This window comes from Vallitalea okinawensis, assembly GCF_002964605.1.
GTDB lineage: Bacteria > Bacillota > Clostridia > Lachnospirales > PQDH01 > Vallitalea_A > Vallitalea_A okinawensis.
The window spans coordinates 127,238-139,593 of the sequence record NZ_PQDH01000002.1 but is presented as its reverse complement, the minus strand read 5'-3'; the positions used below and the strand labels follow the sequence as shown (position 1 = coordinate 139,593).

Genomic DNA, 12,356 nt, shown 5'->3' with positions numbered 1-12,356 from the left:
GGTAAGATTTTCTGAATTATAAATAAACAGAGCATAATTAGTGGATAATGCTTGATAAACTAAGGAAAATAATCGATAATTATAATGAGGTGATTTTGATGAATAGGATAAAATTTGTATTACTGATCTTTTTACCTCTCATATTTATCATATCCTTTATGTACATATCAATTACAGAAGAGATGAATAGAGAAAACACCGTACATTTAATACCTCTACAACCACCTATAGAAAAAAGGACTATACTAGTTATCCATTCTTATGATGAGGGTTTTGCATGGACAGCAGGTTTACAGGAAAGCATTACTAAGGTAACACAAGAATCTGATACTCATGAATATCAAATAGAGACAGAATACCTTGATACCAAGCAGTTTCATACTGAGGAATACATGGACATACTGGTTCAAGAACTTACATATAAGTATCAAGATACACCTATGGATGGTATCATTGTTACAGATGATATAGGATTTGAGCTTGTCATGGAGCTCAATGAAGATGTCTTTAAAGATATTCCCATTGTAGCAATAGGAATTAATAAGGTGTATAGTGAAGCGCAAATAGAAGATGGCATTAGCATTATACCGGAAGTCATTCCATACATAGATAATTTAGAACAGGCTATAGCTTTACAACCTAATGCAGAGAATGTACATCTTATAATCGATAGTACACCAACAGGACAATATAATAAACACCAAATGTTAGAGGCTTACAAGACCTATGAGGATCGATACAACTTCTACTATTACGATAATGCTTCTTTAGATGAAGTGGAGGTAGTGCTGAAAAACAGTGATCCGGATGACGACATCATTCTATACATCATTTTTGCTGTGGATAGTCAAGAAGTACGTTTTAACCCTACTAAAACGCTTTCCAGTCTTGCTAGTATTTCAAATGCTCCAATCTATGCTATTTATGAATATCAATTTGTGAGCAATGTGTTAGGGGGCTATATGTCATCAACCTATAGTTTCGCCCTGGAAGCCATCAATGCGTTACAAGGTTATTGGCAATGTAAAAAGGTTCCTAAAATACTACATGATTATGATAATGTATTTAATTATGTATACGATTATCCCGTTTTTGAACGGTATAAATTGGATAAAAATAATTTACCTAATGACGCCATATTGCTGAATGAACCACCTGATTACTTTTTAGAGAATAGAGATTTAGTTAGAAATTTTTTGATGACTGTCTTAACTTTTTCCTTTGTCGTTATTTATCTATTATTTATCTATAGAAGACAACTTAACATGGACAGGCAACGAAAAGAGCTCTTAGAAATGTCCGATGAATTATTAGACACTCAAAAAGAGATCATTTATCGATTGGGGAGTATAATAGAGCAAAGGTCTTCTGCTACATCAGCTCATGTTAAAAGAGTTGCAGAAATATCATATCTCTTAGCAGTTAGAGCAGGAGTTGGCGAACAAGATGCAAAGAATCTTAAAGTAGCTTCTGCCCTACATGATTTGGGTAAGATTGGTATACCCGAATCAATTCTTAGTAAACCAGGTACTTTGACACAAGAAGAGTTTACTGTAGTTAAAACGCATACTCAGATTGGTTATGACTTATTAAAGGATTCTAAGAGAGAGCTGTTTAAAATGATAGCTAGCATAGCGCTTCAACATCATGAGCGATGGGATGGTAGGGGTTACCCCAATGGATTACAAGGTGAAGCTATAGATCTTCCATCTCGAATAGTAGCTATAGCAGACGTTTTTGATGCACTTTGCAGTAAAAGGGTCTATAAAGAGGCATGGGATATTGATGAAGTTCTTGAATACTTAGAAGAACAAAAAGGGAAACAGTTCGATCCATATTTAATAAGAATATTTCTCGACTATCGTCAAGAGTTTATTGATATCCGTTATAGTTATGATGAAGATTTATAAAAGGTATATATTTCTATTTGACAATGCTTAATTAAATGTGTTATATTATACTAGCTGAAAAATTGAATGAGTAAGTCAGATGATCGCATATACAAAGCTGAAAGGCTGTATGTGAGGAAAGTCCGAGCTCCATAGGGCAGGGTGCTGGGTAACCCCCAGTGGAGGCGACTCTAAGGAAAGTGCAACAGAAATAAACCGCCAGCTTCGGCTGGTAAGGGTGGAAAGGTGAGGTAAGAGCTCACCGCCTCTTTGGCGACAAAGAGGGCTCTGTAAACCCCACTCGGAGCAAAACCGGATAGGGGAACAATTGTGGTAGCCCGCCACGTTCCCGGGTAGGTTGCTAGAGCTTACTGGTGACAGTAAGTCGAGATAGATGATCATCCAATACAGAACTCGGCTTATAGACTTGCTCATTACATATAAATCATCAATTTAGGATGTTATGAATGTATTTAGTTTACATTTAAACATTCTTTTTTTATGCTCTAATTTTGAATTTTATGGAGTATACTCCTTTACTCATGTAAAGAAGTGATATAAATTGAACTCTATAACTATAGATTAACTCTACCATCAACAGTCGCATGCTTCATAATCACAAAAATTTTATAGGTCCATTTTAATAAATAAAAAAACCTATTTAGAGTTAAAAGTATTTAATGTCATTATAATTATAATAATATGATAATCATTATCATATTTTGATAAATATTAACAATTATATATTGAATATCATAATATAAATTATAAAAATAAATATTAATGTATTAGCTGGAGGCGATATTAAATGCAAAGGAGTAGAGATTGTAATTATTGTGATCCTTATAACCCAAAAGAAAAAAAAGGGGCTATAAATTATATAATTAAACTTCTAAAGAAAATTTGCAATAAAGTAAATGAAATAATATGCTTGCTTAAAAATCCAAAATTTGGACTAAGAGAAATAAAGAGTGAGGTAAAATGTATTGAAGAAATTATATGTGCATTAGATTTAACAACAGGACCTTTCTTTATTGATACTATTATATTTAAGAATGAAACAGGTAGTTTAATAATATCAGTTCAGAATGAGACTAATGTTGAGCAAGTTATTGACATAAATGTAGTGCAATATACATTTGCTGGTAATAGAAGCTGTATTACAGATCAAAGAAGAATACCAGCTGGTATGACTGATAATTTTGAAGTTCCGATAAATCTCATGGGTATGATGGGTAATCAATTAGCAGTACAGTACTTTAATATAAAACCAGGAGTATACTGTTATACGGCTCTGCGTACGGAGGCAGCTGGTTCTGGATTTGTAAAAGTTACCCCTATAGCTAGTTGTACATTTAGCCATGAGAAACTTATTAATCTAGTTACTGACCAACCTTGTTAAGAATTAAATTATATTAGATTAATTAATCTAATGGTGTGAATAAGATATAATAAAAATAGAAAGACATGGACCTTGTTCAAAATCTAAGTTTTTATGAGAATATAATTATATTTATTTATTATATTGAATTTCTTTTTTACTTAGACTATTATGAATTTGAGTAGTATTAATAGCTAAAACGTTTGCATGTAGCTATTATTAATGATGGGGTGTTATCAAATGTCTGAGGAAAAGTATAAAAGTTATAATCGTATCCATAAATATTCAAATCCATCTGATATAGAAAAAAGCAAAATTAAAAAAGAAACAGCTCGCTATAATAAATTTAACAAGAAGATTAAGAAATTAAGTAATCAAATAATTTATAACTATGAAGAATCAGATGAATCATTATTTGAAACATACCAAGAATATATTAATGCAGCAGAGCAAGAAAAGAGAACAGCAAAAGGACACAAAAAGAGATTAAAAGAACTTAAAAAAAGAGATGATTTTAATTAGTACTTGGTACGCTTTCATGTTATAGAATGCATATCCATTGATATTTGAGGACCTTTTGAAAAGGTTCTTTCTTAGATGTATAAATTTTGTGCCACAGTGGTTTGTATTGATGAAAAGTAGTCTAATCATAGGGTTTTACTCTTTGTTAGATCATTCCCATTTTGACCAACTTGATTGCCAGGATAAAATAAAGAAGCACCTCGATCATAGCAATATCAAGCACATTACTCCCTTTCTGTAAATGTAAAAAGATTTATCAAAGGTTACATCAGAATATAAGAAGAATTTATAGTGAGAAGCAAGGTGAGTAATATATTCATCTTGCTTCTTTTCTTATGCTGCGAAGTCCAAGGTTGAGCTACCAAGTTAATACCTGGTAGCATGATATGTACTAGAACTGATTCGAATTATTATTATCTTCAGCCAAGTATTTATCAAAAGCTTTTATACCTCTTCTGAGAAATTTAACTGTAAGAACTAATAGGTAGATGCAAAAACCAAAATAAGCTACAAAGAAAGCTAATCCAAATAATCCACCTACAATACCAGCTAACATGTCCATAATAAAACCCCTCTCTTTTTATTTATATATACATTTTAAGTTGTAAAATAACTAAATGCAAGATGAATAGAGGATTTAAACAAGAAACCATATCTATGATAGATTCCAACAAAAGAATAGCAAATCTCGAATCATGAATTCGATATTAATACTAATGAGTAAATTCCATTCTATAAGAAAGAAATTTACTCCAATCGAATAAAGTCATCAATGATTGAACTTCTGATATAAATTGTAAAAAATGAAGTTGTTTAGTGGTTAGAAATAGGATAGCTTTTTTGTGTAAAAAATAATACAGAATTATTCTTTATCTTTACCTGGTATATATAATTTATTAAAATGAATATAGCTAAAAATGAATTACTTAAGGGGGAACTTATATGAAAAATATTGAGAAGTGGGAAGAGGGAAAAGAGCAATATGAGTTAGATGATGGATTTATTCTTATAAGAGCTAATGAAGCTGACTATGGAATACATTATGCCATATATGGAGATATGGATGATGAACTTACATATAGTTGGAACAAGCTGTCTCATGATACAGATGGGGATGATTTCAATAGATTTTGGATTTTTAAGGATAATAAAAAAGTTGGTGGTGTAGTAATACAGCCTAATTTTTTGGCGTATTTATTTGTAGTATCACCCTATTCAGTAGACAAGTTTTCTGTAATTAGTGAACTAAACAATGCATTATTACACTGGTCAGATAAGAATAAGAAAATCGTTTTATATACAATACCTCCAAGAGATGTTGATTCTTACAATAGGCTTGGATATAGGAGAAATTTTGCTAGAAGAATGATGATTCGTCCAACGGAGATATTTGATGATATAAAGTGGAGGGAAGATTTAGTTATTAAAATACCTACAATTGAGGATGCTATTGAGATCGGAAAAGTGTTACATGAATCATATAAAGGCGGCATCCATTATGAAGAATTTTCAAACAACACTCAAGATGAAGAAGTTGAATACTCTAAGATGTTTTTAGAAAGGTACATTTCCACGAATAGTATACAGGCTTCTACTTTAGTTTATGGAAGAAATACTAATGAATTAATAGGGGTTTGTTTAGCAGGGAAAAATGAGGAAGATGACAATGAGTTCTCTATGATTAACCAAATAGGAGTAACACCGGGTTTCAGAGGAGATTGTATTGCTAAGAACATGATAAAGAGAGCATTAACTGTTTTAAAAGACATATCACCAGCAGTAAAGTTAGATGTGACAGTTGGTAATGCTGCGGAGGGTTTATATTATAAAATGGGATTTTTACCTGGGGTACAAAGCATTTCGATGTATAAGAAATTTGAGTAAGGGTGCCTTTAATGGAATTATATTCTGTACAAAGCCAGATTTATTATTGTATAATTAAATATACGTATATAAAATAGTTTCGTTATATTTAAGGAGGTACCCAATGAGTGAAGTCAATAATCTACCCTTTATCGACCCCGAGAATGCTGAAACAGGATGCTGCCCTAAGTTTTCACCTGAACCATGGGATGAAAAAACTATCGTATTAAACAACATGCTATTTGCCAAAGCATCCACAAAAAGCCTTTTTTACATGCCTCTTAATTTGGGGAAAGTTTTTGCTAATGTTCAAAAAGCTATAGACAAATCCAATGCGAATATTGATTGTGGTTACCTGACATTATCTCAAGATGTTTCCAAATGGAAAGCAGACCATTATTTTCGTGTATCCAAAGAAGTCCCTGAACTAGAAATGGTACGTATATCAGGAACATTTATAACAAAGGTATTCAATGCTGATTTTAAGCAATTTCCTGAACTAATCAAAAAATTAGAAACCTCTATTCAATCCAAAGGACATAAAATGAAAGAATTCTTCGTCTTTTATACCACTTGTCCAAAGTGCTCTAAGCATTATGGTCACAATTATATGGTATTCTTCGGAAGAATTTAATTTACATGACACAGCGAAACATACTCGCTGTGTCTTACAAGAAGCATAATGATAATACTAATTTTCCCTTTTGTATTGGATAAGGTGTTAAAAGCTTTACCTTCTGGTCCTAGATTTCATCCTTATAATCTACATTCATGTAGGTTAAAATTAAGTTTAGTCATCAGTGTCTAAGTTATCTTCTTCCTTCTCTCTAATTCTTTCTTCTAAAATAATCACTCTTTGTTCCAAAGCTTTAATTCTATTTGGTAGTATAAGCACTTGAGAAAAGGCAAACATACCAAAAACAAAACCTAATAGTGCAAATGTCTCCATGTGAAATTCTCCCTTTTAATGTTTCCTAAAAATTCTATTTACAGTAGAAGTATACCATAGTCGATATAAGTTTTAACAGTCAATTAATAAAAATTAAGTGTCTGAGATAATAAAATTCGGGCAATGTTCTTTTTTAATACAATATTCAACTTAGTTTCATTATATGTTATAATTTAACATAATAACTTATAATCAACTAAAGATAATATAAAGGAGGACTTATGAAGAAGAAATTGGTTATGTTAGGTAGTGTACTACCATCGGTGATAGTAATTTTAAGTCTAGTATTTGCTGCAATAATTGTTAATTCTGATCTTGTAAATCAAGAAATCCCAGTATCTTTACGTAGTGTAGTCATTCTGTGGTTGATACTATTACTTGTATCTGTATTATTATTATGGGGATTTATTATTGGTTATATTGTACATATATTTGCTATGAATAAGGAATTGATCATTGGCAAAAAAATTATTTGGACTGTTTGCATTTGGTTCTTTTCATTTATAACTATTCCAATTTATTGGTACATATATCTAAGAAATGATGAAAGAAATAAAACTTAATAATTATGTGTTGTAAAGAACAAGGTCGTATTATATCGCAATTTTTTGATATATATGAGAACAGTTTTAAATAGTGAAATGATTTATTTATCTCAGATAACCCTATCAATTGAAGAGTTTCTTAGAGAAAGGAAATGGTTTATATCAAAGAATATAATGGTTTCATACCTCCGTGTGGCATTTACTGTGGAGGGTGCCCAAACTATTTAAGAGAAAAAAATCCTTGTTTAGGAGCAGAAGAACATTGTAAGAATAGAAAGTGCAAAGGGATTTATGTATGTTGTAAGGAAAAAAAAGGTTATGATTATTGTTTTGAGTGCAAGACATTTCCATGTAGTAGATTTAAAAAGTTTTCAGAAAGCTGGAGGAAACTTGGACAAAATTTAATTTTGAATCAAAATCAGTTGAAAGAATTAGGAGAAAAAAATTGGTTGGATAAGTGGAACCATGAATAAATAGATACCAAAGGCTAAGGAAAGTGACGGGGCTATTTTTTATGAGCATTAGAAAGGAGAGTCTCATGGATAAAAGGTTTAAATTAGTATGTTTTGATATGGATGGTACTTTAATAAGAGAAACGAATTCGGTTAAGTACTTATGTCAACTTAGTGGTAATAAAAGTGAAGTAGACAAGATTGAAGAACAAGAAGATAGACATGAGATTGACTGGATTGAAGCTGATTATATAAAAGCACAATTATTTCAAAATTTATCAATCCATGAAGTAAATAAGAACTTTGAGTCAACTGTAAAGTTGATTGATGGAATTGCAGAGGTGGTGTCTGAACTGAACAAGCATGATATAAAATCTATTATTGTCACAGCTGGACCAGTTCAAGTAGCTGATGTTTTAGGGCAGAAATTCCTGTTTTCAAAAGTATATGGAAGTACATATGAAGTGTGTGATGAAAAGTTCACAGGAAAAATTGAAAATCATTTGGGAGACAACGGTAAGTTAGAATGTTTAATATCTTATTGTAAAGCAAATGATATAGATCTAAACGAATGTATTGCAATAGGTGATAGCACATCTGATATAAAAGTATTTGAGAAATGTAAGAAAGCTATTGCAATAAATTATTCGGATTCACTTATAGGAAAAGCTGATGTTTATCTAAACACAGATAGTTTAATAGATGTACTAGAGCATATAGTCTAAATAGCCCTTTGCTAGGGCATGGACCTCTATTAAAAGTTGATAAATAGTCGCGAACGCGTAATGTTATTTATCTAAGTTGGATTTAATGAATGGAATGAGGAACCTAAATATAAGCTTGAAAGCTAGTTAGATATTCTAGTAAGCTTTCAAGGTTCTCTTATTTTTTAATTTCTATATTTATACATTATTAACTTTCTATTTCTTACTATCAGAATAATACAACCCAATATAGGTGATAGGTAAAACATGAAGGCTATACTAAACCCAAATATTGACCAATCAAGTAAAGAAGTCATTCCTCGATATATTTGTATATTAGAGTCATTCATAACAACATGTATAAATTGATCAACGTGAATATATCGCTTCGAGTTTTCTTTTATATATATCGTTGAACTTTCCATTTCTCCTGTATTACTCCAACCCTTGCTTTTCATATAGCTTTCAAAGTCAGGTGCCTCATTATTAGGGGATTCTTTTAGGAGGAAAATATGATGTGGATATACTCTTATAATATTTGCATCAGACAAGAAAAACGTACCTAAAGGGATGATGGGTATGAGTATTCCATATATATAAATCAATAAAGTGACAATAAGAATTATTATTTTTTTATTTAGCTTTTGATCCATAATTACTCACCTCCAATTAAATATGTTAAATTATAGCATAGAATAGCACGAGTTTGAATAATCAAACTAACAGTACATAGGTTTTTTCCATTTATTTTGCATGGATTCACTCTGTGTATACATACCACTACTTAAAATGAGTGCTGACGAATGAAAGGTATTATGAATACGCTACTCTTTTTCTATGCAATAAATTCCAAAGTAATCTAAAATATGATATAATTTACTCAGTAAACTATTTAAAAAAGAAGGAGAAGAAGATGATTTTTACAATTCTATTAAGTGGTGGGGAAGTTATTCTTTATATTTTGGGAATTATCTTTTTATCACCTTTAAAGCAAAAATCAATTATATATAAGTACATTAATATATTCTTGATTGCTAAGATAATAGTACGAATTATAAGTATACTTTACTCACTTGCAATATCTTTATTACATGAATTTGGTCTCCAGTCTGATTTTTTGATATTGTTAGGATATTTAAATGCTCCAATTATTATACTTATGAGTATTCTAGGTGGCATACCCTATCTTATTCTATTGATTGGTATATATAAAGCTAGGAGAAGTTCTTTATAGGCCAGTGTACATAGATCTATTTTAGTAAAGGAGTAAAGTAGATATAATAATGAAAGAAGGTTTATAATGAATTTTCAGATTAAATTGTTTCCTCAAGACAGAGTTTATATTGGTTTGAAATATGATAATGAGAATAATAGTAGTTATACCGATATACATACATTTTGGCAACATTTCACTGAAAAGTTATATAGCAGTGAGTTTACTGATAGATTAATTGAAAATCACGAAGCTATAGGATATAGGGAATATTTGAATGAGAGTGACAAGAGAGAATCTTATCAATACTATGCTGCTTGCGAAATAGAGTATTGTGATGAGATAAATGATTTTCATAAGATTATAATACCTAAAGGCGAGTATATTCTTTTTAAAGTGAATTATAAAAATAAGGATAGAGAGATTCGAGAAATTATTAAGGAGTATTTACCTAGGATTTCTCGTGAGTATAAACTAAATGAAAAGTTTGACTTAGAATATTACACAGAAGAATTTAATTATCAGGATAATAATACTTACCTATACTTAGCCTTTCAAATACTGGGTCACCACTAGGCATTCTAATCCCTGGAGTAGCTACGAAGGTTTTTTAGTTTAAGAAGCAATAAGTATTTCTAAAGGATAGCATATACATATAACTGTAGAAACTATCCTTTTTTATTGTGTAGGATAGTATTGCGTTTTGTTTATACCATCAAGCTTCTTATCCATAATATAATCTTCCAAGTAATCAATCAGGGTTGATTAAAGCTTCATTTATCTTGCCACAACATATTCAGTATTTTCCATTCATTCCCTTCTTTTATGAGTTGCACTAAGTTTATTCCTCTTTTAATCGGTTTTTTATCTTGCAAAGATATTTTAGCTTCATATTCACTATACACATGAGCGATATTATTATTAATGTCTATTTTATAATTTAGTCCATACTCGTAGAAGTTTTTAGATTTTAAGAACCTATCCAAACCTAAAATATATGCCTCCACGTTTACTGGTGTTGTTACACACTCATTGCTGTCATTAAATCTTAAAGGCATTAGGTGAGCGTTTGCAAAAAACAATGTCCTAAAACGATCCCAATCCCTTTCTGTTTCAGTTTCACCTGAAATAATATCATAAAAAGTATCTATTAAATCTTTAATAGCTATTTTATTTTCCATAAACATTCCCCCATAATTTATTGAGTAAATTATATCACATTATAGATTAAATTGGTACTTATAGAAGTGAGAATAAAAAAAGTTAGTATAGATAGTCCTATAAAATATAAAATTTCCAAGTTAACATTAATTATGATATAATATGTTAACGTATTGGGGGTGTTTTTTTGAAAGCTATAGATACTTTCAGCTCCAAAACAGCTTGCTCCTTGCAAAGACTACAACATAGTCAGCTATGCTTTGCTTGGAGCCTAATCTGTTAATTTAGCTGAACAGGTTTAGGTTCAGTAACACATAGCTTTTTAGTATTCTTTGCTAGAACACTATTGACTAAAGTGGAGGAGTAAAGAAATGAAATATGTAAAAGCACTAGAAGTGTTACCTGAGGAAATAATTAAAATAATACAAGAATATGTAGATGGAAAATATCTTTATGTACCCAGAAAACATGAAAATCATAAATCATGGGGAGAAAAGAGTGGTATAAAGAGTAGCCTTCAAGTCAGAAATAATGAAATTTACGAAAAATATAATCAAGGTACTACGATTAAAGAACTAACACAAGAGTACTATTTATCAGAAAAGAGCATAAGAAGAATAATTGGTCAAAAGAAACGTCTATGCTCATAATCGTTCCAGAATTATTTGTTAGATTGATTCCTTATTTTAAACTATGATATGATTTCATTGTAGTAATCCAATGAAAGTTATCATTTTGGTTTAACACAAAGATCAAGAGTAAAATGATTGCAAAAGATTAGTGTGTTTTTTATTAAAGATGATTATTGTTACTTTCAGTGGAGTAATAATAATCATCTTTTTTAGTGATAGGCTAGTGAGAAAAAACAAGAGAAATATAATTACTTCTTAAAAAGTATAAAAAATAATTGTTGTAAGAAGAGAGGTGTAATGATAATGGATGCATTTATAAAAAAACATGAGTACAATTATATTAAACAATGTTTAACGGATTTAAATAATACTCTTAGAGGCTGTGTAGATATAAATATTATTGATGCAACGAATGCATATTTGCAAGATAAGATATTAAATCTTTTTTCGGATTTATCATGGGAGCAAAAAGAATTACTTGATATAAGTACAATTAAGGAGCAGTTGCAAATTGATAACTACTTAGCTAATTTGGATGAATATGTATATGGGATGCCAAACATAACAGCCGCAGAAGTAAAGAGACTATTTAAAAAAGAAAAGAAAATTAGAATACCAAATATTAATACACAGGGTACAAAGAGTGTGTATTTAGGTTGGATCGATGAAGCCATTAGAAAATTATTTGTTGTCTACAATATGAACGGTAAACTCATAGGAATGGCATGTAGGATGCCGAAGCATAGTTCAAATAATATTCATATATGTATACTATGCTATCATACAGGTAGTAGTAGTGAAGTAGCCTTCGTTTCACATATCTGTAAATCAGCTAATTCTAAAAAAGGTACCTATAGGTCAATAGGTTTTGATATATGTCTAGATAGCACCAAGTGCAACCAGCGAATTTCAGCTGTTGATAAGCTTGAGGAAATTTTAAAGGATGTTAACAGTATAAAGTAAATGTGACATCCTATCTCCAAGGTAATAACCATATCTGGTGTTTATTTATGTGATTGATACTAATTAGTTACTTTCTATGTTA

At 30.5% G+C, this 12,356-nt stretch carries 16 protein-coding genes and 1 other RNA gene; 13 read left to right on the top strand and 4 right to left on the bottom strand.

The features are described from left to right. The first annotated feature begins 98 nt into the window (after positions 1–98). From C1Y58_RS05835 to C1Y58_RS05820, 4 genes are all read left to right on the top strand, one after another. Positions 99–1,910 carry an HD domain-containing phosphohydrolase gene (locus C1Y58_RS05835; RefSeq protein WP_157949977.1) on the top strand — a complete coding sequence of 604 codons (1,812 nt, stop codon included), beginning with the start codon at positions 99–101 and terminating at the stop codon, positions 1,908–1,910. 67 nt (positions 1,911–1,977) lie between these two features. Continuing rightward, positions 1,978–2,327: RNase P RNA component class A (gene rnpB / locus C1Y58_RS05830), an RNA gene on the top strand. 370 nt (positions 2,328–2,697) lie between these two features. Next, positions 2,698–3,291, top strand: a complete 594-nt coding sequence (locus C1Y58_RS05825; RefSeq protein ID WP_105615075.1) for a hypothetical protein — start codon at positions 2,698–2,700, stop codon at positions 3,289–3,291. Positions 3,292–3,510: 219 nt separating this feature from the next. Further along, a complete protein-coding gene (locus C1Y58_RS05820) occupies positions 3,511–3,792 on the top strand; it encodes a hypothetical protein (RefSeq protein ID WP_105615074.1) in 282 nt (93 codons plus the stop codon). A gap of 391 nt (positions 3,793–4,183) precedes the next feature. On the opposite strand, the gene C1Y58_RS26380 is transcribed toward C1Y58_RS05820, so the two are convergent. Next, positions 4,184–4,354: a hypothetical protein gene (locus tag C1Y58_RS26380; RefSeq protein WP_157949976.1), complete on the bottom strand. Its 171-nt coding sequence runs from the start codon at positions 4,352–4,354 to the stop codon at positions 4,184–4,186. A gap of 380 nt (positions 4,355–4,734) precedes the next feature. On the opposite strand from C1Y58_RS26380, the gene C1Y58_RS05815 reads away from it, so the two are divergent. Together C1Y58_RS05815 and C1Y58_RS05810 are read left to right on the top strand one after the other, a co-directional pair. Next, positions 4,735–5,676, top strand: a complete 942-nt coding sequence (locus tag C1Y58_RS05815) for a GNAT family N-acetyltransferase (RefSeq protein ID WP_105615073.1) — start codon at positions 4,735–4,737, stop codon at positions 5,674–5,676. Positions 5,677–5,779: 103 nt separating this feature from the next. Continuing rightward, positions 5,780–6,289 carry a hydrolase gene (locus C1Y58_RS05810; RefSeq protein ID WP_105615072.1) on the top strand — a complete coding sequence of 170 codons (510 nt, stop codon included), beginning with the start codon at positions 5,780–5,782 and terminating at the stop codon, positions 6,287–6,289. 156 nt (positions 6,290–6,445) lie between these two features. Here C1Y58_RS05810 and C1Y58_RS26375 read toward each other — a convergent pair whose 3' ends face one another. Further along, on the bottom strand, positions 6,446–6,604 hold the full coding sequence (locus tag C1Y58_RS26375; RefSeq protein ID WP_157949975.1) for a hypothetical protein: 159 nt from the start codon (positions 6,602–6,604) through the stop codon (positions 6,446–6,448). A gap of 221 nt (positions 6,605–6,825) precedes the next feature. Between C1Y58_RS26375 and C1Y58_RS05805 the strand changes: the two genes are divergently transcribed. From C1Y58_RS05805 to C1Y58_RS05795, 3 genes are all read left to right on the top strand, one after another. After that, complete coding sequence (locus C1Y58_RS05805; RefSeq protein WP_105615071.1) at positions 6,826–7,167, top strand: hypothetical protein; 342 nt, start codon at positions 6,826–6,828, stop codon at positions 7,165–7,167. A gap of 134 nt (positions 7,168–7,301) precedes the next feature. Further along, positions 7,302–7,622, top strand: a complete 321-nt coding sequence (locus C1Y58_RS05800; protein WP_207655717.1) for a DUF3795 domain-containing protein — start codon at positions 7,302–7,304, stop codon at positions 7,620–7,622. 65 nt (positions 7,623–7,687) lie between these two features. Beyond that, a complete protein-coding gene (locus C1Y58_RS05795; RefSeq protein ID WP_105615070.1) occupies positions 7,688–8,326 on the top strand; it encodes an HAD family hydrolase in 639 nt (212 codons plus the stop codon). 164 nt (positions 8,327–8,490) lie between these two features. Here the strand turns inward: C1Y58_RS05795 and C1Y58_RS05790 are convergent, their stop codons facing one another. Continuing rightward, complete coding sequence (locus C1Y58_RS05790) at positions 8,491–8,958, bottom strand: hypothetical protein (protein ID WP_105615069.1); 468 nt, start codon at positions 8,956–8,958, stop codon at positions 8,491–8,493. 260 nt (positions 8,959–9,218) lie between these two features. Here C1Y58_RS05790 and C1Y58_RS05785 point away from each other — a divergent pair, with 260 nt between their 5' ends. Together C1Y58_RS05785 and C1Y58_RS05780 are read left to right on the top strand one after the other, a co-directional pair. Beyond that, positions 9,219–9,539: a hypothetical protein gene (locus C1Y58_RS05785; protein ID WP_105615068.1), complete on the top strand. Its 321-nt coding sequence runs from the start codon at positions 9,219–9,221 to the stop codon at positions 9,537–9,539. Between the two features lie 66 nt (positions 9,540–9,605). Next, positions 9,606–10,094, top strand: coding sequence for a GyrI-like domain-containing protein (locus C1Y58_RS05780; RefSeq protein WP_105615067.1), 489 nt, complete (start codon positions 9,606–9,608; stop codon positions 10,092–10,094). A gap of 197 nt (positions 10,095–10,291) precedes the next feature. Here C1Y58_RS05780 and C1Y58_RS05775 read toward each other — a convergent pair whose 3' ends face one another. Beyond that, positions 10,292–10,699, bottom strand: coding sequence for a hypothetical protein (locus tag C1Y58_RS05775; protein ID WP_105615066.1), 408 nt, complete (start codon positions 10,697–10,699; stop codon positions 10,292–10,294). Between the two features lie 351 nt (positions 10,700–11,050). Between C1Y58_RS05775 and C1Y58_RS05770 the strand changes: the two genes are divergently transcribed. Then, complete coding sequence (locus C1Y58_RS05770; RefSeq protein WP_105615065.1) at positions 11,051–11,329, top strand: CD3324 family protein; 279 nt, start codon at positions 11,051–11,053, stop codon at positions 11,327–11,329. A gap of 285 nt (positions 11,330–11,614) precedes the next feature. After that, entirely contained in the window at positions 11,615–12,274 is a 660-nt protein-coding gene (locus C1Y58_RS05765) for a FusB/FusC family EF-G-binding protein (RefSeq protein WP_105615064.1), read from the top strand. The last annotated feature ends 82 nt before the right edge of the window (positions 12,275–12,356 follow it).